Origin of the sequence: Nocardia gipuzkoensis, assembly GCF_021183645.1 — a bacterium.
Taxonomy (GTDB): domain Bacteria; phylum Actinomycetota; class Actinomycetes; order Mycobacteriales; family Mycobacteriaceae; genus Nocardia; species Nocardia abscessus.
In genome coordinates, this window is the sequence record NZ_CP089225.1 from 7,503,918 (window position 1) to 7,523,681 (window position 19,764).

The following is a 19,764-nucleotide window of genomic DNA, read 5'->3' on the forward strand; positions in this document are numbered from 1 at the left end:
CACTCCATTTCATCAGACATACTGTCTGACGAAATAATGCGCTTTCATCGGACAGCTTGTCAATTGAAATATGCGACGATGAGCCTCATGACCAAGCGCAAATACGACCAGGCCGCACGGGCGGAAGCCGCGGTCCAGACCCGGCGCCGCATTCTGGACGCCGTCGCAGGCCAGCTCCGTGCGGCGCCGACCGAGCCGTTGAGCCTGGACAAAGTCGCCAAGGCCGCCGGTGTGTCACGGTCGACGATCTATGTGGACTTCGGTTCCCGCGCCGGGCTTTTCGACGCGTTCGTCGCGGATCTGTCCAGCCGCACCGGCTTGCCGGAACTCACCGCGGCCGTCGACTCGGACGACGCGCGTGCACACCTGCGGGGCGCGATAGCCGCCGCGAGTCGCATGAAGGCCCGCGACCCCGAGATCTATCGCGTGCTGCACGCCATGGACCGCCTCGATCCGTCCTCGGCCGCCGAAGCGGTGCGGGCTATGGAGGAGGATCGCCGGGGCGGGGTCGCCCACCTGGCCCATCGGCTCGCCGCGGCGAACGTACTGCGCGAGGACGTCTCGGAAGAATGGGCGACCGACGTGTTATGGATGGTGACCAGCTTCGAAAGCCTCGATCTGCTCATCACCGGTCGCGGCCTGCCCGTCGAGGAGGCGATCGAGCGACTCATCGTGACCGCCGAGCGGACGCTGTGCCGCCCCGCGGAGCCCGGGGAATCCGGTCACCCTGACCCGCGCACCTGCGGTGGAGCATCCGCACAGCGCGAATCAGGCCGGTGACTAGGTTCGATCCGGCCGTTCGTGGACGGTCAGCAGCAGATGGTCGAACTGGGTGCGCTGCCGAACCGGCCCGCCGCCCAAGGCAACGACCGCGGCGACGAGTTTGGCCGCCAGGTCGCGAAGTTTGGTGTTGGTTTCCTGGGAGCGCCACTGCAATACTCCGAACGCCTGCTCGGCGTTGACGCCGTAGACGAACATCAGGATGCCTTTGGCCTGCTCGATGACCTCCCGCGCGGCCACGACTTCCGGCAGGGTCTCCTGCAGCACCTTTTGCCGGTTCTCGTCCAGCCGTCCGGTGAGATCGACGTAATAGCCGGTGGTCCCCACCGTCGCACCGGTCGAGTCGTGCAACCGATCCCCTACGACCAGCACGTGATGCACCCGGCCGGCCAGATCGATGACGCGGTGACGACTGCAGAACGGCTCTCCGGTCCGCACCGCCGTGGCCAGCGTTTCCGCTACCGTGGCACGGTCATCCGGGTGCTTGTGCGCGAGCAGCAGCTCCGTGGTCGGTTCCACCGTTCCCGGTACGTACCCGTGCAACCTCGCGACCTGTTCGGACCACTCCCACCGCTGGTCGGCAAACCAGAATCGGAAGCTCCCGATGGTCTCCAGCCCTTGCCTGCCGTTGCCATCACTCTGCGCAGGACTGCCGTTGCCGAGGTCGACCGCCTTCATCGTCACCCGGGCGTCCACTACCCGAGACGCACCGACGACCAGGTCTCGGGTGCCCGTTGACCGAGGGGCGTGGGTGTTCCGGCCGGCGCCGTCGGAGTCGCTGCCGGCCGGGAGCGTGGTCATGGCGATTCCTCCTCGAACGCGATCGTGTGTGGAGTCGGGAAAGGAGTGGGTGGGCTCGGAGGATCATGCCGACCGAGCCCACCCGTCGGAGGAAGGGATCGACGGGCCGCTGAGCCCCGCGCGAGGCGGGGCCAGCGCGGCGGGCTACCAGCAGCGCAGCATGCGGGCGGGTGGGCTGCGCTGGGTAGCAGGCACCGGTCGCGGGCGCCGTCCCCGTAACCGGGGAGGCTGCCGCGGACGCGGTCTACCGCGGTTGCGCGCCTCGCCGGGGCGTCGCCGCCACCGCGCCCTTGCCTCGCACAGGATGTCGTCGACCTCGGCGAACAACTCCTCGAGGTCGGGGTCCAGCGCGAGCAGCCGGGCATCCAGCCACGACAACTCGGGCGAGCCGATACCGGTTGCGGCGGTCATCACCGGACCTCCTGCTGGCAGCGCGACCTGGACAGCTCAGGCGTTGATCGCCTGGCGCTCATGGCCGTGGCGGGCGATCTCGATCTTGCGGGGTTTGGCCTTCTCCGCGACCGGGACGATCAAGCGCAGCACCCCGTCGCGGTAGTCGGCGCGGATCTGGTCGGTGTCGAGGTTCTCACCCAGGAACAGCCGGCGGCTGAACACACCGCGGGCGCGTTCCGCGGCGATCATCGACCGCCCAGGGTCCAGCTCCGGACGCGAAGCTCGCACGGTGACCACATTGCGTTCGACATCCAGCTCCAGCGAGTCCAGGTCGATTCCGGGCAGGTCCAATTCCACGAAGAACTCGTCCCCGTCTCGCCAGGCGTCCATCGGCATCACCGCCGGGCGGGCGGGTGCACCGAACACCTGCTGCGTCAAACGATCCAGATCACCGAACGGATCGGTACGCATCAGCATGGTCGACACCTCCACTCACTCTGTCTCTCGCGCGTCTGACTTCAGCTAATCTGCGCCATCTGACATAGATATTATCTAGCACTTTACATAGAAGAGTGCAAGTACTCGAGTCAGATAGTGCCGGAAGCACACAATCACCGCAGCCACGGCGAAGCGCGCTGCAGCGGGCGGGTGCCACCGCGTGATCGCGAGAGCCACCGCACCTGCGCCAGAGCGGGCGCGGAGTACGAATGAGGCGTCCGGGCCCTATGAAACAGTCCGGGACGCCGCTTTCGAACGCTGCCCGGGAGATCGTGGCACCGATATGCTCGGTCGGTGCCGAACGATCCGCACGTGCCCGGCCCCGGCTTCGGGCCGCGTCCACCGAGCCCACCACCCCTGCCGAGTCAGCAACCGCCGTACCTGGACCAATTCGGGCGGCCCTCGAATCAGCCGCATCAGTTCCACGACGGTCCGCCCGCAGCGTGGCCCCAGCATCTGCCGAATGCTTCCGTCGTGCCCCCCGAGGGAATCGGGTTCGCCGTGATCGCCTTGATTCTCGGTGTTGCCGGGTTGGTCGTGCCCTTTCTGCCGATCGACCTGTGGGAGATTCGTCAGTACGTGGCATACGTGTTCGCGCTGCCCGGACTCGTCTTCGGCATTATCGGCTGCGCCGGTCCGCGCAAAGGCAAGGCTGTGGCGATCACCGGCTCGGTATTCTGCGCACTGGCACTGGGGATTTGGATGGTATCCGCTGCAGTGCAGCTGTGATCGGCGCCCTGCGCCGTCCGGGAAGACAATGTTCGACTCCACAGAACGGACCTCGGCTTCGCTGCGACCAGGGGGGTGAAATGCGATCGACAACGGTGCCCGTCGATGACGGGACCTTGCTGCACGTCGGTGTCACGGGAGAGGGTCCGGATGTCGTGGTTCTGTCGGGTGGACCGGGCTGCGTCCACTACCTCGAGGACGACCGGCTGGCGCCTCGCGGGATGCGGGCCTGGTACCCGGAGCCGAGAGGTGTCGGACGCTCCGGCGGTGGCCCGCACGACCTCGGCCGGGCAGTCGCGGATATCGAAGCGGTGCGGCGGGCCGGAGGGATCGACAGCTGGGTGGCGCTCGGCCATTCCTGGGGCTCGGACCTGGCGGTGCGTTACGCGTTGGATCATCCCGACCGAGTCGGATCCGTGGTCGGCATCGCAGGACACGGACTACACAAGGACCGCACCTGGTCCCAGGCATACGAGTCCTCGCGGCACCTGGAAACCGACATCGAGATCGACTGGGCAGCAGACGTTCACGCCGCACTGAGCGCATCGTTCGTGCGGTGGATTCACGAACCCGACCTGCTCCGCCGACTGGCCGACTCCGACGTCGCCATGACGTTCATCGCCCCGCAGCACGACATCCGCCCGTCCTGGCCACTGCGGCAACTCGCCGCCTTGGTCCCCCACGGCAGGTTCGAGGAGCTACCCGGAGTCGCGCACAACCTGTGGTCGACCGATCCGCAGGTGTGGGTCGACGTCGTCACAAGAGCATGCACGGCAACGGCGCCACCGAAGTCGTAGTTCGATAGCCGCATACCAGCGCGACATCCGCTCATACCGCGCCTCGGATGTCCGAACGAGCCGTTCTTCCGCCCACCGCGTAACCTCACTGTCACCAGCTCCATCGAATGACCTTGCATCACAGAGGATTTGAGATATGGCGAGGTCTCCGGTCGTTGGTTGATCGACCGAGATAAGTCGGGCCAACCACTCAGCCGCCCCGCGCAAGCCCGAGGATTCAGCAACCAGCCCGACAGCAGAAAGGCTCCGCCGTCGTGTCGGTGGTCAGGCCGAGCGTCGGCGGCCTCGGGAGGGCGGCCCAGGCGCGGCCCTGGTCTCGTGCCGCGGACCGCACACGCAGCCATATCGACCCGTTTTTGGACCGGTGGAGCGGACAGTGCCGGTAGGTACGAGCTTCGCCGGGATCAAAGCTCTTCTCGCGCAAGAACAGGACGAAGGATGGTGGCGTTACGAGGTCGGCTGTGGCACAGATGAGTGGTGGAACGCCTGACCTCGAGCAGCAGACCGGCAGTGGCGTGGACTCGGTGAGTGGTGTCCACGCCGTCGGTGGTGGCTCAGCGTCATCGCCGCCGTCGGGGTGTCGAGGTGCTCGCACCATATTGGCCCACCAGCGCGATACCGACTCCGATCATGAAGACCACGAAACCGTTTGTGGCGTCGTTCATGTGTCCCGGTGTGTGCTGGGCAATCGCGATCCCGGCGATCGCCCAGCCGGTTACTCCGATCGTCGTGCCGATCCAGATCAGGACCCTGCTCCACAAAGGCGCCCGCGACAGATCCCCTGGAGCCGGGGAATCGTAAGTCGTGTGATAGACGTCGTCACCAGCGGTCATCCCATCTCCGCCGGTGACGATTCGGCTGCCGTGGGTGGCGGTGTTGATGATGGTCGAGCCGTTCATCCGGTCGAGTCCGGCCCGGAGTTCGGCCAGTTCGCGGGCGAATTCCGCGTCGGCGGCTGCCACGCGTTCGATCTCATCGGCGAGTTGGCGGCGTGCTGCCATACTGGCCGGGTTTCGGTCGAGGTCGTCGAGTGCGCGCCGTCCCAGTCTGCGCGTGACCGCGCCGGTAAGAGCCGTCAGTCCTTGATCCAGTGATCGGTCGACCAATCGTCCACCGGCTGCCCCCAGCGCCGCAGCCACATATGCGGCAACGACCATTCCGTCGATCATGTCAGTCTCCTCCACAGCCGCCCCGGCAGCATAATCATCTCATCGAATGAGCCACCGGCGTTGTTTCACACATTCCGACTGACGATCGATCTCAGAGGATTGGGTACGACCTACCAGGAATGGACACGATCGCGCACCATGGATATCGAAAAGCGTATACCCGCAGCTTGTTTCAACCGCCGAGCGAAAATGCCTCGACCCAGCTGTCTTCCAGTGAACTGCCGCGCGTGTGACGAGCTCGAAGTTGCCCTGCGGAATTCCGACCTACCGGCGGCGTCGAGGCGTCGACGTTCTTGCGCCGAGCTCGGCGAAAGTCATGAGGATACCGCCGATGAGGAAGAACGGCAGCAGGTTGAACTGTCCCGACACCGACGCGCCTTGGGACATTCCGATCAGACCGCCGACGAAGCCGATACCGACGAACATCAAGCCGATCCACAACAGTGCCTTGGCCCAGCTCGGCGCCCTGGACAGATCCTCATCCGACGCTATGTCGTATGTGGTGTTGTGAATGCTGCCTCCGGCCGTGATGCCTCTGCTACCGGTGACGATCCGGCTGCCGTGGGTCGCGGTGTTGATCACGGTTCCGCCGTCCAGCCTACCGAGCGTGGCTTGCAGGGCCGCGAGTTCGCCGGCGAATTCCGCGTCGGCGGCTGCCGCGCGTTCGATCTGATCGGCGAGTTGGCGGCGTGCTGCCATGCTGTGCGGGTTCTGATCGAGGTCGTCGAGTGCGCGCCGTCCGAGCCCGCGCGTGACCGCGCCGGTGAGAGCGGTCAATCCCTGATCCAGCGATCGGTCCGCGGTCCGTCCGCCCGTCGCCCCCAACGCCGCAGCCACATATGTGGCCACGACCATTCCGTCGATCATGTCAACTTCCTCCGCGGCCGCCCGGCAACATAATCGTGTCATCGAACGAACCACACGCGGCGTTTCACACATTCCGAGCCCAAAGTCGTTCGTACGCAAAGCTAACGCGCCAGGTGCCTTTGGTCAGACCCGTTCGGCTAGCCGCCGTTGTGAAGCCGCCATCGCAGAGCGCACGAGTCGCGTCGTGAAACCGATGTCGTCGGACATCAGCCCTGGGCGGTGCGGCCGGTCGCGAGGGCGGCGGCGATGTCGACGGCGCGGCGCGCCTGATAACCGGCCGCCTGCAACGCCACGGTGCCGGGCAGGCCATCGCGCGCCACGTGGGAGGCGCCGTATGGGTTCCCCGACTCGAATTGGACAGGGTCGGTGTAGCCGGGGGGCACGATGATGCCGCCCCAGTGGTAGAAGGTGTTCGCGAGCGCCAGGAGAGTGGATTCCTGTCCGCCGTGGGCGGTGTTGCTGACGGTGAATGCCGAGTACACCTTCCCGGCGAGTCCGCCCTGCGCCCACAGCGGACCGGTGGTTTCGATGAATGCCCTCAGCTGGCTGGCCGGGTTGCCGAAGCGGGTGGGCGTGCCGAACAGCACCACATCGGCCCAAGCCAGATCGTCGAGGCCCGCTTCATCGATGTCGGCGGTGTCTCGGAGATGCCGGCTCCAGGCCGGGTTGGCGTCGACCGCGGCCGGTGGGGCCGATTCGGGAACTCTGCGCAGCCGCACTTGTGCGCCGGCCTTCTCCGCACCTTCGACTGCGGCTTGCGCCAGGGCATGCACGTTGCCGGTGGCGCTGTAGTAGATGATCGCGGCGTTCACGGGTTCCATGGCCGGTTTCCTTCCTTCGCTGGTGTTCCTCCGATCAGTCCGACGACGCAACCCTCGGGAATGTGAGGCGACGCGCCGATCTCACACTTCGGTGCGCTGTTTCGTCGGACCTATGACGGCAGACGCGACCAGAGGAGCCTGCTACCCATGACCACCCCATCCGCCCCGGCGGAGGACGAGTCCGATCCGAGCCTGGCTGCGATCATGAGCGAGCGGCGCGGGCTGATCAATCTCGCGTACCGTCTGCTCGGTTCGCTGGCCGAGGCCGAGGATGTCGTGCAGGAGACCTACGCCCGCTGGTACGCCATGTCCCGCCGCCGGCAGGAGGCGATCGAATCTCCCGGCGCCTGGCTGACGAGGGTCACCGGCCGCATCTGCCTGGACCAGCTCGGCTCGGCACGCGCCCGCAGAGAGCGATATGTGGGCGAATGGATTCCCGAGCCGCTGCCGGAGCGCACGGAGTGGATCAATGGATGGTCTCGTGGCGCCACGGACGACCCCGCCGACCGAGTCACCCTCGACGAGTCGATCAACATGGCATTCCTGGTCGTGCTCGAATCGATGACCCCGGCCGAGCGGGTCGCGTTCATCCTCCACGATGTATTCGGCTTCGCCTTCGCCGAAGTGGCCGAAATCGTCGGCCGTACCCCGGCGGCCTGTCGGCAGCTGGCTTCCTCAGCCCGTCGGCGCGTTCGCGCGTCTCAGGGCCCCGCGGTTCCGGAGGTTCAGCGGGCCCGAATCGTCAGGGATTTCAAGCGAGCATGGGAAGCCAAGGACATCGATGCCTTGATCGGTCTCCTCGACCCCGATGCCACGGCGATCGGCGACGGCGGCGGCCTCGTCAGCGCCCAGCTCCGCCCGGTCGAAGGTAATGAGCAGATCGCGCGTACCCTCCTCGACGTCGTCGAAAAGGTATCCGACATGACGTTTTCGGAGCGTACGGTCAACGGCCAGCCCGGACTGGTAGCTCAGCAAGACGGCGTCACGGTGACGGTGATCGCGTTCGATTTCTCCGGCGACCGGATCACCCGCATCTGGGCAGTTCGCAACCCGGACAAGCTCCGGACCTGGACAACGGGTTAGGGCTGCTCGACGGCACGCAGAACTCGCAGGCTTCCGGGACCGATGTCGTCGTGGTGGATACTCCGGCGCGCCGTGCGGCACTGAGCGGCCACCCACACTGCCTCGGTCACCTCACCCGGCAACCAGGAAACCGGACCGGCCTCGACCGGCAGGTTCAGCGACGGGCCGCTGTCGCCCGCAGTCGTAGTGCGTCCGGAGTGACAGCGTGGCGCTCACGATCGCCGTCGGCCTTCGGCAGTTCCGCGTATTCGCGAGAGGTTCGAGACCCGTTGCGGTACAGCAGCACAACCGACCACACCGTCGCCCAGAGCAGCATTCCGTTGCGCACTGTCAGAACGATCACTCCCGGCCAGCTTCCGGTGGCCACCCGGTCGTAGAGGAACGGAAATTCCACCTGGCTCACCAGCGCTGTCGCCAGTACCAGTCCCAGCACCGGCCGCTGCGTGGTGCGCGAGTCGAGCGCGCAGACCGAAGCCACCGCCACCGCCCACACCAGATATTGCGGGCTGAGTACCCTGCTGGTCACCAAAGCGAGCAGCACCGCGGCCAATACCAGATCCGCTGCCGGTGGCCGGATGCGCCACCAGATGACCAGCAACACCGCGCCGCCGAGGAGCGTGGCCGCCACGCACGCCCGAGCCACGGCTGACACCGCAGGCCCGGACAACTCCTCGGCCCCGTAACGATGCGCGATGGTCCAGCCGTCGTTCACCAGCCGAGCGACCAACAGCGGTGTGGCAGCGGGAGATTCGATCTGCAACCCACGCTGAGACTGGAACCGCAGGAAAGACCACGCACCCGGACCCAACGCTGTCATTCCCACGGTCACCGTCACACCGACACACGCCATCGCGGCACTCATCCGCCACAGCGCTCGCCGGCGCAATCCCAGCACGACCACCACCGGCCACAGTTTCAGCAACGCGCCCGCGGCAGCGGCCGCACCGGCCACCGCCGGACGGCGCATCGACCACAGCAGCGCCACGACCGCGGTCGCGGCCACGATCAGATCGAATCGGCCGTAACAGACCCGGCCCAGCAATGCCACCCCGACCGTCCACAGCCACGGCCCGTCCTGCGCTGCCTCCCAGCCGGTGCGGCGGGCGGCCCGGATCAACAAGCCCAGTACGCCCGCGTCCGCCACGGCGACCAGGGCGAAGAATATCCAGTTGTAGCCGAGCCCGCCGCCGAGCAGCCAAGGCACCACCAGCAATGCACCCGCTCCGGGCGGGTACTGCCACCGCTCGTCGTCCAGCGGGAAAGCGTTCTGGTACACGATGAACTCGGCCCATTCGCGGTACAGGGTCAAGTCCGCGGCCGAGGCATCCCAGATGCTGTGCGGCAGGACCGTCAGCCCCGTGAACACCACCATCAGCATCCGGGTGACCACCCACACCAACCACAACCTCGATACCGACGACAGCAAGCGCACAAGCCCGCAGCCTATCCACCGCGACACCCGACCCGCACATGATGCAGGCACCGTCGACCAGGCGCCGGTAACCCCGGGATGACAACTCGGACAACGCGATCAGCGGAATGACGGGATGTTTCCCCGCCTGCCAGTCGGCGCCGACTCGCGGCCGGTCGTGGTTACCGCGGCACGATCGGGATCGCCGCACTCGTTGCCCACCGCTCCTCGCGCTCGGTGGTGCGGCCGGGTGGCCGCCTCCGTGCGTCACGACACCCGGAACGCTCGCCGGTAGGCGCCCGGCGTCGTGCCCACCTGGTCACGGAAGCGGCGGCGCAGATTGACCGCGGAGGTGAGGCCGACGCGGACCGCGATAGCCTCCACCGGCAGGTCCGTCTGCTCCAGCAGGGTGCGGGCTTCGGCCACCCGGCGCGACAGCAGCCACGCGCCCGGGCTGGTGCCGAGCTGATCGGCGAAGCGCCGGGCCAGCGTTCGGGGTGAGACGCTGAGGTGCGCGGCGAGAGCGTCCACCGACAGCGGTGTCCCGAGGCGCGCGCCCGCCCACTCGAGCAGTCCGTCCAGCGCGTCCGCCTGCGGTGGTGGCGGCGCGTACTGCGCCTGCCCGCCCTCACGGTGTGGTGGCAGAACCATGTGCCGCGCGATGAGCGCGGCATGTGCGGCACCGTGGTCCCGCCGGACGAGGTGCAGGCACAGGTCGATCCCCGCGCCCGCGCCGGCGCTCGTCGCGACGTCGCCGTGGTCCACGTAGAGCACGTCCGGCTCCACCCGCACCTGGGGGAACTCTCGCTCCAGCTGTGCGGCGCGAGCCCAGTGCGTTGTCGCCGAGCGGCCGTCCAGCAGCCCCGTGCGGGCCAGCGCGAACACTCCGGAGCAGATCGTGACCAGCCGCGCCCCACGGGCGTGTGCCCGCAGCAGCGCACGGCGCACGGGGGCCGAGAGCGGTGCCTCCACCGGCGCCCAGCCCGGGATGAGCACGGTATCCGCGGCATCGAGTGCCGAGAGCCCCTTCGCGACCGAGATCGCATACCCAGCGGTCGTCGGTACCGGGCCGGGCCTCTGCGTGCACACCTCGAACTCGTAGTACTGCGGCAGCCCCGGCCGTTGCGTGCCGAATACTTCGACGGCACAGGCGAGCTCGAACGTCGACTGCACGGGCCGCACGAGAGCCACCACGCGATGCATGGCAGAAAAGTACCCCATGACGTCTTACCGGACACTTTTCTCCGCGTGGCCACGCACGGCACCGTGGGAGACATGTACCCCGAGATCCTCGCCCAAGAGGGCTACACCTCCGTCTCCGTCCAGGAATCCCCGGTCCGCGAACTCTTCCCCGGGATCCGGGTACGTCCACTCTGGAAAGGTCCGTCCGGGGCGCACGCCAACGTGCTGGAGATGGACCCGGGTACCTCGTGGCCGCACCGCGACGTCCACGAGCCAGGCCCGGAGGAGGTCTACGTGATCGCGGGCACGTTCAACGACGGCGCCCGTGACTACCCGGCCGGGACGTTCCTGCACGCCCCGGCCGGATCGTGGCACGTGCCCGCGACCACCACCGGCTGCACGCTGTTCGTCTTCTATCCTGTGGGTTAGTAGTACGACGGGTGGGCGAAGCCCGACGTCTCCCTCGGCCGACACGTCTTCTGTGTCAGCTGGTGAAGGACTCGGGTCCGAATCGGCCCCAGGCCACGTAGGCGGCCAGAGCGAGATAGACCAGGTTCAGCACGACGAATTTGGCTTCGCCATCGCGGAGATGGGTGACCATCGCGCCGACCATCAGCAAGATCCAGCAGACGGCAGTCACCGGGACCATCACCGGGGCGATGTCGAGCACGGCAGGCAGGATCAGGCCGACCGCAGCCAGGAGTTCCACGACCCCGAGGGTCTTGACGAAGCCGACGCTTGCGTGTGCGGTCCATCCCCCACCGGCGGCCTCGGCCAGTTTCTTCTTCGGGACGAATGTCTTGGTGATGCCGCCGGCCAGGGCGACTGCGGCCAACAGTCCGGCAGCGATCCACAGACTGAGATTCATGAGGTCTCTCCTTGCAGGGTGGTCGGCGACTCCGGTCTCGAAGCCAGAGCCGCGATCGGGTCCTGCATGAGATGCCGACGGACCGATTCCTGTGACGGATCGGCTAGGTGATGCGCGTCACGAGGGCGGTGGCCGCGTACTCTCGGCCGCCGCTGTGACCCGTTCCGGCCGCTCGACAGGGGTGTTCGGGGATTCTCTGTGTACCAACGGATTCGGCCGGCTCACCGCGGCCCGGATTGTATTCTCGGCGGTAGGTAGTGATGACTGGCGCAGGCGGCGAGGTGTGAGTCATGGGGCGGGAATCGGATGTGCGGGCGCGACGCCGGGCGGCGGCGCGGGATGCGGTCGATCGGCGCCTGGAACGGATTGACAGCACCGGCGATTTCTCGCTCGCGCTGTCGAGCGAGTCGGACTACGAGATCGAGCAGCTCGGGCTACCCGACTGCGACGCCGAGGAGGCCGTCGCGTCTCAGTTCCTGCTGGGATGGTTGCAGTGGTATCGGTATCTGGCCCGGCCGGACGGGCCGAATCCGATGAGTTGGCAGGACGCGGTCGAGCTTTTCACCGCGTGTTTCGTCGCGGGCGCCGGCGCGGAGTCGATGCCCGGTGAGCTGCTGCCCAGCCTGGTCCTGCGGGCCGGACAGGTCGGTTCCGTGCTCCTGCACGAGAGCCAGAACTCCCGCGATGATGACGTCGTGTTCCATACGGTCGACCTGTGGCGGCGCTTGCACGACCTGGCGTCGACCGACGACCTGCTCCCCGCCGACCATCCGCTCCGAGTGGGTGCGGTGAACAGCCTCGGCGTCGCTTTGCGGATCGCCGCGCAGCGGCAACCGGAATCGGTGGATCTGGAGGAGGCGATCGACCTCGGTCGAAAGGCGTTGGCGGCGACCGCATCCGATGATCCCAGCCGCACCGGACGACAGTACAACGTGGCCGCCGCCCTCCGAGCCAGATATTCGCGCTCGCACTCGCTGTCCGACCTCGATGAGGCGGTCGCTCTGATCCGCAGCGCCATCGAGGTCTCCCCCGTCGATCAGCCGCGTCACGAGGCGACCTACACCGGTTTGGCGACCACGCTCTTGGACCGCTTCCGCGCCACGGGAGCGCAGGCCGATCTCGACGAGGCGGTCGAGTGTGGGCGTCTGGCCGTCACCGCGGTGGCCGAGGTCGACGACTACGCGGTGTCCGGAGTGGTTCTGGCCAATCTGGCGACCTCGTTGCGAACCAGATTCGAGGTGACGCATTCGGCACAGGATATCGATGAAGCCGTCGATATCTCTCGACGGGCGGTGGAGGCGGCGCCGGTCGGGCACAGCTCGCACCGCGAAGTACTCGCCAATCTCCTGGTGACACTCCGTCACCGCGCCGACAACCACGGTGGCCGAGCGGATCTCGACGAGGCAGCCGACGTGTGCGGGCGATCCGCCCGCACTGTCTTGCCGGACGACCCCGATGGGCACGCGATCCAGGCGCTGTGGGCCCTCGCCCTCCGCATGCTGTTCGAACACACCGACGCGCAGGCCGATCTCGATCGCGCGATCGATGCCACCCGCATCGCCTCGACCGCGACGCCGACCGGCCACCCCGAGCGAGCCGAACGCCTGGCAGGCCTTGCCCACCTCCTGCGGCTCCGGCTCGAACGCACCGGCGAACACACCGACTTCGAGGAAATCGGCCGGGTGATAGGTGAATCCGAGCCGACCCTGACCTCCGGCCACACACCACACACGACCGCGTTGACCTCGTATGCCCTGGCCTGTTTCGCCAGGTTCGAGGGTCGCGGTGATGCGGCGGATCTGGACGCTGCCGCCGATCTGGGCGAGCGGGCCGTGGCGACGACCGCGGCCGAGGCCGACAGTTCGGCGCTGGAGGCGAAAAGCGCGCTCAGCCGAATTCTTCAGGCCCGTTTCGAGAACTTCGGGGCGGTGTCGGACCTGAACGAATCCATTCGACTGGCCCGCGACGTCGTCCTCGCCACCCCGATCGATGCGCCGGATTTCGTCCGATCGGTCGCCAATCTCGTCGGGGTACTGCGACTGCGCTTCGAGCGGACCGGCGATGTGGCCGATCTACTCGAGGCCATCGAGGTCGGGCGGCACACCGCGGCGCGCAGCACCGGCGACGGTCCCGATCGGGGTTCGCTCCTGCTGAATCTCGCATCCGCGATGCAGACCTGGTCGGGCCACACCTCCGAACAGTCCGACCTCGACAGTGCGGTCGAGGTGGGCAGACAGGCCCTGTCCGCCATGCCGACCGGCAGTCGCGGGCATACCTTCGCACTGTCCAATCTGGGGGCCATGCTGTTGGCCAGATTCCAGCGATCAGGGAATCGTGCCGACCTGGACGAGGCCCTCGAGCTCACCGAGGACGCGTTGACGTCGGCCGGCGTATCCGCTCCGCAGCGAAACATCCTGCGATACAACCAGGGTGTTCTGTTGTGCGCCCGATTCGGGCGCACCGGGGCGCAGCCGGATGCGGAGCGGGCGATCGCGATGCTGTCGGCGGTGGCCGACAGTACCGCAGCAGCGCACCTTCGTATCAGGGCCGCTCGGGTGGCGGCCGAACTCCTCGAGCACTCGCAGCCGGGGCGCGCGGCCGAGTTGCTCCGCACCGCCGTGCGATTGTTGCCGGAGCTGGCCTCGCGTCGACTCGACCTGCGGGATCAGCAGCATGCCCTCCGCAACTGGTCCGGCATGGTCTCCTGGGCGGTGGCCCTGACATTGGCGGATTCGACCGCGCCCGCGGGCGAGACCGCGACGCTGGCCCTCCAGATGTCCGAGGCCGGGCGGATGGTCGTGCTCAGCGAGATATTGCACGCGCGAAGTGAACTCACGGACCTGGCCGATCGGCATCCGGCGCTGGCCGAGGACTTCATCCGAATCAGGGATCTGCTCGATCTCGCCGACGCCGAGCACTCCCCGCGCAGTAGGACCGGATTGCTCCGCGAGTTCGAGAAGGTCCGGCATCGGATTCGCGAACAGGACGGATTCGCCTCGTTCGGACTGCCGCCCGCGATCGACGACCTGGTCGCCGAGGCGGTGCACGGACCCGTCGTCGCCTTCAACATCAGCGCGCTGCGCAGCGATGCCCTGCTGTTGACCGCTGAGGGAGTCGTGAGCCTGCCGCTGCCGGGGCTGAGTTTCAAGACGGTCGTCGAGCAGATCGGTGTCTTCAACAACGCACTGATCAGCGCGCACGAAGGATCCAGCGGCGTGGAGCGCCGAGATGCTCAGCAACAAGTGAAGCGGGTGCTCGAGTGGCTGTGGGACAACGCCGCCGAGCCCGTGCTCGATGCGCTGGGATACCGGAGTGAACCCACCGCGGACCACGAATGGCCGCGGGTGTGGTGGTCGTCCGGCGGGTTGATGAGTCTGTTGCCGATCCACGCCGCCGGGTACCACGACGGATCACGCGATCCCGCCGCCCGCACGGTACTGGATCGCGTCGTCTCCTCCTTTACGCCGACGGTTTCCGCCCTGCGGCATGCCCGCGCACGATCACGCGGCGCCGCCGGGCGAACCCAGCGGGCGCTGACGGTCGCCATGCCCACGACGCCCTACCTGCCCGCGGGCAGCCTCGACCATGTCCGTGACGAAGCCGCACTGCTCGTCGCGCGACTCCCCGGATCCGTCGCGATCATGGAGCCGGAGCCCGTGAGCATTCAGAAGGCGTCCGATCCGGCAGCCGAGGCGCCGTCGTCGAAGTGGGTCGACGAACTGCCGACCAGGGCCAATGTCCTTGCGCTGCTTCCCGAATTCGAGATCGTGCACTTCGCGTGCCACGGTGTGACCGAGGCCTCCGATCCGGCCCGGAGCAGGCTGCTGCTCCACGACCACGCGCGCAACCCGTTCACCGTCGAGTCATTGACCGCGCTTCGCCTCGACCGCGCCGAACTCGCCTTCCTGTCCGCATGCGATACCGCGGTCAACACCGATGCGGGCTTGATCGATGAAGCGATCCACCTGACATCGGCCTTCCAACTCGGCGGTTACCCCCATGTGATCGGCACACTGTGGTCCATCGATGACACAACCACGGTCGACATCGCCGAAATGTTCTACGACGAGCTGATTTCCGGCGGCGCCACGAAACGGCTCGATTGCGGCCGGGCGGCGGCGGCACTGCATCGGGCCGTGCGCACGATGCGCGATCACCGCATCAATACGCCCACGCTCTGGGCGGGCTATATCCACGCGGGCGCATAGCACCCCGGAAGATCTCCCTTCGTGCGCGAGCGCGGGATCGGGACCGCTCAGTCCCGTCTCGAGCGCCGGTGTTTTCGATACCGGCGCAGATTGCGCCGCGCACGCTCGTCTCCTGCCGCCGCGGCGAAGTTCCACCACATCTCGGCCTCGGCATCCTCGCCACGCCTATGGAGCAGCACTGCGAGTTCGTTCATCACAATGGTCTCACCCTTCTCCGCGGCGGCGCGATACCACCGTATGGCTCGGGCCGGGTCGTCGCGCCCGTCGTAGAGCGCACCGAGATAGGCCATGGCACCGATTTCGCCCAGCGCGGCGGCGCGTGTCAGCCACTCCTCGGCTTCGGTCTCGGCACCTCGCTCGGCGAGCGAGGTGCCGAGACCGAATATCGCGCGAGCGCGGCCGGTCTCGGCGGCTGCCCGAAGCCAGAACTCGACCTCGGCGGAATCCCCACGCTCATGGGCCGCCCGCACCATCGCACCCCACAGCCCGAGCCCCTCGGTATCGTCGATCCAGGCGGGCGCGGTCCTGGCATAGCCGTGGTGCTGGAGTCCCGCTACGAAGTTGAGCATGAGGCCGGTCAGCTCGTCGGGCAGTTGCCGCCCAGGCTGCGCGGTGAGTTCCCGGCGGCGGTCTATCGCCTCCTGGGCAGCTCCGATAGCCTCGCGCAATTCCCGTCCGGCTTCGAGGCGGGCGTTCGCGAACATCCACAACTGCCAGATGTAGTGGAGCTCGTTCGCGCTCGAATCGGCGAGGACCAGTTCGCGACAGATATCGACAGCCTCCGAACTCGACCTCAGTGCTTCGTCGTGTCGCCCCAGCACCGTCAGCGATGATGTGCGCAATACCAACACCGCGGCCAACTCGGGGACTGCCGCGTGCACACCCTGCCGCATCAGCCGAAGCCCGACGCTCGCGGCACGTTCGGCGCAGTCGTACACGAGATCGTAGTGTCCCGACCGCCCGTGCACACCGCTGATGAGGATCAGCGCGTCGAGCAGGCCACGGCCGTAGGTGACGACATCGCTCTCGGCCAGCTCGGCCAGGAGCATCGCGGCTTCCATCGCCGGTGCGAGAGCCTGTTCGTCACTCTCCGACTTCGACAGCTCGGCGACGAGCTGCTTCAACGAGACTGCCAGGGTGGACTTTTCCTCGTCGTCTCCCGAGCGGACCGCCCAGCGCAGGAGGGCGGCGGCCTCGGTGTAGAGCGCCACCGCCCGTTCGGCTCGTCCGGATTCGGACATCAGCACGCCGAGATTGTGCAGTGCCTTCGCCAGCGCCGGAGCCCAGACCGCATCGTCGGACGCGAGCAGCTCACGCAGGAGGCCGATGGCCTCCTCCACCGCGGCGATACCGTCGTCGAATCGGGCCATCTCGCGTAGCGGTCCGGCGCCGTAGGCGATCAGCGTCGAGATGAACTCGGCTCGGCGGCCCGGGTGCCCTCGGTCCTGTTCGCGATACAGCGCGATCGATTCCTCGAAGGAGGCGAGCGCCTGTCGATGCAGACCCAGAGTCGTCTGCACGTTGCCGAGCACACGGAGCGCCCCCGGGACATCGTGATCGTCGGCCGCCGGATCCGCCTGCGCGCGTTCCCGATACAGCGCCACGGCTTCCGCTACCACGGGTAGCGCCCGGTCGGGACTCTCCAGTTCCAGCAGAACCAGGCCGAGGTTGTAGAGCGAGTCGACGAACTCCGACCGACGGTCCGAATCCGCTTGCGTCAATCGTCGATAGCGGTCGACGGCCTCCTCGATATGGCTCAGGGCCTGTGCCCGGCGACCCGCCTGCGCCAACCTGCTGCCGAGTTGGCCCATCGCCTTGGCGAGCGGATATTCGTAGGCGGCCGGGTCCAGCATCGCCAGCACGCGGTAGCGGGCCACGGCCTCCTCGGCGGCCCGGCCGTCGGGTCCGATGACCGCCTGATCCACGGCCTCCAACAGCGCGGGCTGGATTCCGGTCGGCATGTCGTTCGGAAGCACGCGTACACCCCCCGAATGTCGTCTCCCTGAGCATAATCCGCTTCGGCAGCTACCGTGGGTGGTCGCGATGCTACGTTAGGACCCGACGTTCACCGGAGTGCACGAGACGGGCACCGAGTGGCGTGTGGAGTTCGCGCCGCATCACACGACGGGGAGGGATTGGGGTGGAGCCTGCGCAGCGGGATGCCCTTCGGGTAGGCGCCGGCTTGGCGTACGTGTGCCGGAATCTGCCCGAGATCCGCAGCCTGCTCCGAGACGACGGCGGTGACCCGTCCACCCCACTGCAACGGCTGCTCGCTCGCGCGCGATCCGGTGACTCGCCCGCCATTTCGCCCCTCCTCGACGCCGTGCACTCCGCGCTTCAGCAGGCCGGTGACGCCCGCGGGATCTTCGGGAACCTACGCGGTATGGCAGGTGTCGGGCTGCGCCCGATCGAAATCGTCTACCGGTGTCCCAACGCGCTGTGCACCGGCCGTCAGGACGACGAGGTCGGTGCGGAAACTCCCCGGTGTGCCGTCACAGACCGGGAACTGATCAGGGATACGAAGCGCTGAATGGGCGGCCTGTGGAGCGAACTCGGCAAGAAGCTCGCCGAGCGATGGGTCTCGTTGCTGGTACTGCCCGGCGCGCTGTACCTGGCGATCGCCGCGATCGCGGTATTCCTCGGGCAGGCACACGCGCTCGATATCGGCCTCCTCGTCCGCAAGATCGGCGCTGCCGCCGCGAACCCGACGGTGTCGAGCGCCGGTGGTCAGGCCATTCTGCTGGTCGCGATATTGGCGGGCGCGACAATGGCGGGCCTGCTCGCCCAGGCGATCGGCACGGTCGTCGAGCGGGTCGTGCTCGCCGCGGATTGGCGGAGCTGGCCGCGGCCGCTGGCGACGGTGGCCGCCCGCGTGGTGAACCGACGGCAACGCCGGTGGAAAGCGGCGCACGCGCGCTACCACGAGCAGGATCGGCGTGCTCTGGCGCCGAACCCCGCCGACCGTCCCGATCCGGCCGTACGGCATCGAGCGGCCCGCGACAGGGCCAGGATCTCGGTCGAGGAACCCGAGCGCCCGACCTGGAGCGGTGACCGAGTTCATGCCGCGGCACTGCGCCTCGACCGCGACTATCACCTCGACCTCGCCACGGTGTGGCCGTTCACCTGGCTCGTGCTGCCGGATGTGGCCCGCGATCAGGTCACCCAGACCAGGTCCGCCCTCACGCGGGCCTCGAATCTCACCGCGTGGTCAGCGCTGTATCTCCCGCTGGGCGTGCGTTGGTGGCCGGCGTTCGTGATCGCGGTCGTCGTCGCCGCATCGGCGCGCAATCGCATTCGTGCCTCGGTGGACGCCTACGCCCAAGCCCTGGAGGCCACCACCCGCCTGTATGCCACCACCCTGGCCGGTGAGCTCGGCATCGGCCACACCGGTTCGCTCACCAAGGAACTCGGCGGCGCGCTCACCCGTGCGCTTCGTGCGTCGCCGCTGCCGCCGGACTCATCGCCGCGGTAGTCGCCCAATTTCCTTCGTGGCCCTGCGAACAGGGCCACGGCCGCCAGGCCCGGTACGACTTCTTGTCCGAATCGGCTTTTCATCCACCTGCCCGATCGCCCGCGGGCAAGCGGCAGCCGATGGTCGCGGTGATCGTCATCGACCGGGTATCGGCGAAGACCGACACCTCGGTATCGCTGTCCCACTCCGCACCGTCACCGCCCTCGAAGGTGACGTGCCGGTCCGGCGACGAGCTGCTGCCGGGCAGCATGTCCGTCGCGCCGACGGACGCGGCCAGCGCGCGGGCCGTCTCCTGAAACCCGGGCCACGCCGCCTCGGCCACCGAACCATCGGCTCGGTAGCGCGGTAGGACGACGCGTATGCCGCCGGTATGCCCGTACGGGCCGTAACAGGGCCCGAGCGCGCGGTCCTCGCTCCGGCTCCACCGCAGCGCCGGTTCGATCGCCGAGGCGGCGGCCGCGATCCGCTCGACGACCGACGCCATCTGCTGTTCCGCCACCTCGGAGGACGGCAGGGCGGCCAATTCGGCGGTGGCGGCGGCTATTTCCTCCGCGGAAGGCGGCGGGGCGGGTTCACCGAGCAGGGTCGCGCATCCGCTCGCCGTCAGCGCCGCGGCCAGGAGCGTGACAAGACAGCGCGATGCGACGAGCAGCCGTCGCGATCCGGTCATCGGCACCTCCCCCGC

The 19,764-nt window shown here is 67.7% G+C and carries 19 protein-coding genes; 8 read left to right on the forward strand and 11 right to left on the reverse strand.

Annotated elements, in window-relative coordinates; genetic code table 11:
• The first annotated feature begins 87 nt into the window (after positions 1–87).
• On the forward strand, positions 88–780 hold the full coding sequence (locus tag LTT66_RS34075; protein WP_233062598.1) for a TetR/AcrR family transcriptional regulator: 693 nt from the start codon (positions 88–90) through the stop codon (positions 778–780).
• On the opposite strand, the gene LTT66_RS34080 is transcribed toward LTT66_RS34075, so the two are convergent.
• The 3 genes from LTT66_RS34080 to LTT66_RS34090 form a co-directional block, all read right to left on the reverse strand.
• Positions 781–1,581 carry a PAS and ANTAR domain-containing protein gene (locus tag LTT66_RS34080; RefSeq protein ID WP_233062599.1) on the reverse strand — a complete coding sequence of 267 codons (801 nt, stop codon included), beginning with the start codon at positions 1,579–1,581 and terminating at the stop codon, positions 781–783.
• Positions 1,582–1,725: 144 nt separating this feature from the next.
• The gene (locus tag LTT66_RS34085) at positions 1,726–1,992 is read right to left on the reverse strand and encodes a hypothetical protein (protein WP_233062600.1); all 267 of its coding nucleotides are present in this window, start codon (positions 1,990–1,992) and stop codon (positions 1,726–1,728) included.
• 36 nt (positions 1,993–2,028) lie between these two features.
• Complete coding sequence (locus tag LTT66_RS34090) at positions 2,029–2,466, reverse strand: Hsp20/alpha crystallin family protein (RefSeq protein WP_269821987.1); 438 nt, start codon at positions 2,464–2,466, stop codon at positions 2,029–2,031.
• A gap of 480 nt (positions 2,467–2,946) precedes the next feature.
• Here LTT66_RS34090 and LTT66_RS34095 point away from each other — a divergent pair, with 480 nt between their 5' ends.
• Positions 2,947–3,201 (forward strand): hypothetical protein, encoded by a 255-nt coding sequence (locus tag LTT66_RS34095; RefSeq protein ID WP_233062602.1) that lies wholly within the window; start codon positions 2,947–2,949, stop codon positions 3,199–3,201.
• 80 nt (positions 3,202–3,281) lie between these two features.
• Positions 3,282–3,998 (forward strand): alpha/beta fold hydrolase, encoded by a 717-nt coding sequence (locus tag LTT66_RS34100; RefSeq protein ID WP_233062603.1) that lies wholly within the window; start codon positions 3,282–3,284, stop codon positions 3,996–3,998.
• 560 nt (positions 3,999–4,558) lie between these two features.
• Here the strand turns inward: LTT66_RS34100 and LTT66_RS34105 are convergent.
• From LTT66_RS34105 to wrbA, 3 genes are all read right to left on the reverse strand, one after another.
• The gene (locus LTT66_RS34105; RefSeq protein ID WP_233062604.1) at positions 4,559–5,167 is read right to left on the reverse strand and encodes a hypothetical protein; all 609 of its coding nucleotides are present in this window, start codon (positions 5,165–5,167) and stop codon (positions 4,559–4,561) included.
• 264 nt (positions 5,168–5,431) lie between these two features.
• Positions 5,432–6,034 carry a hypothetical protein gene (locus LTT66_RS34110; protein ID WP_233062605.1) on the reverse strand — a complete coding sequence of 201 codons (603 nt, stop codon included), beginning with the start codon at positions 6,032–6,034 and terminating at the stop codon, positions 5,432–5,434.
• A gap of 206 nt (positions 6,035–6,240) precedes the next feature.
• The gene (gene wrbA / locus LTT66_RS34115; RefSeq protein ID WP_233062606.1) at positions 6,241–6,855 is read right to left on the reverse strand and encodes an NAD(P)H:quinone oxidoreductase; all 615 of its coding nucleotides are present in this window, start codon (positions 6,853–6,855) and stop codon (positions 6,241–6,243) included.
• A 147-nt stretch (positions 6,856–7,002) separates the two neighbouring features.
• Between wrbA and sigJ the strand changes: the two genes are divergently transcribed.
• The gene (gene sigJ / locus LTT66_RS34120) at positions 7,003–7,938 is read left to right on the forward strand and encodes an RNA polymerase sigma factor SigJ (protein WP_233062607.1); all 936 of its coding nucleotides are present in this window, start codon (positions 7,003–7,005) and stop codon (positions 7,936–7,938) included.
• Between the two features lie 154 nt (positions 7,939–8,092).
• Here the strand turns inward: sigJ and LTT66_RS34125 are convergent, their stop codons facing one another.
• Positions 8,093–9,370 (reverse strand): glycosyltransferase family 87 protein, encoded by a 1,278-nt coding sequence (locus LTT66_RS34125; protein ID WP_233062608.1) that lies wholly within the window; start codon positions 9,368–9,370, stop codon positions 8,093–8,095.
• Between the two features lie 246 nt (positions 9,371–9,616).
• Positions 9,617–10,552, reverse strand: a complete 936-nt coding sequence (locus tag LTT66_RS34130) for a GlxA family transcriptional regulator (RefSeq protein ID WP_233062609.1) — start codon at positions 10,550–10,552, stop codon at positions 9,617–9,619.
• Positions 10,553–10,624: 72 nt separating this feature from the next.
• On the opposite strand from LTT66_RS34130, the gene LTT66_RS34135 reads away from it, so the two are divergent.
• On the forward strand, positions 10,625–10,960 hold the full coding sequence (locus tag LTT66_RS34135; RefSeq protein WP_233069495.1) for a cupin domain-containing protein: 336 nt from the start codon (positions 10,625–10,627) through the stop codon (positions 10,958–10,960).
• A 55-nt stretch (positions 10,961–11,015) separates the two neighbouring features.
• Here LTT66_RS34135 and LTT66_RS34140 read toward each other — a convergent pair whose 3' ends face one another.
• Positions 11,016–11,399: a DoxX family protein gene (locus tag LTT66_RS34140; RefSeq protein WP_181721162.1), complete on the reverse strand. Its 384-nt coding sequence runs from the start codon at positions 11,397–11,399 to the stop codon at positions 11,016–11,018.
• A gap of 290 nt (positions 11,400–11,689) precedes the next feature.
• Between LTT66_RS34140 and LTT66_RS34145 the strand changes: the two genes are divergently transcribed.
• Positions 11,690–15,607 carry a CHAT domain-containing tetratricopeptide repeat protein gene (locus LTT66_RS34145; RefSeq protein WP_233062610.1) on the forward strand — a complete coding sequence of 1,306 codons (3,918 nt, stop codon included), beginning with the start codon at positions 11,690–11,692 and terminating at the stop codon, positions 15,605–15,607.
• Positions 15,608–15,654: 47 nt separating this feature from the next.
• Here LTT66_RS34145 and LTT66_RS34150 read toward each other — a convergent pair whose 3' ends face one another.
• Complete coding sequence (locus LTT66_RS34150) at positions 15,655–17,583, reverse strand: tetratricopeptide repeat protein (RefSeq protein ID WP_233062611.1); 1,929 nt, start codon at positions 17,581–17,583, stop codon at positions 15,655–15,657.
• Between the two features lie 206 nt (positions 17,584–17,789).
• On the opposite strand from LTT66_RS34150, the gene LTT66_RS34155 reads away from it, so the two are divergent.
• Complete coding sequence (locus LTT66_RS34155; RefSeq protein WP_233062612.1) at positions 17,790–18,137, forward strand: hypothetical protein; 348 nt, start codon at positions 17,790–17,792, stop codon at positions 18,135–18,137.
• Positions 18,138–19,079, forward strand: coding sequence for a hypothetical protein (locus tag LTT66_RS34160; RefSeq protein WP_233062613.1), 942 nt, complete (start codon positions 18,138–18,140; stop codon positions 19,077–19,079).
• A 79-nt stretch (positions 19,080–19,158) separates the two neighbouring features.
• Here LTT66_RS34160 and LTT66_RS34165 read toward each other — a convergent pair whose 3' ends face one another.
• Positions 19,159–19,749 carry an LppA family lipoprotein gene (locus LTT66_RS34165; protein ID WP_233062614.1) on the reverse strand — a complete coding sequence of 197 codons (591 nt, stop codon included), beginning with the start codon at positions 19,747–19,749 and terminating at the stop codon, positions 19,159–19,161.
• Positions 19,750–19,764: the final 15 nt, after the last annotated feature.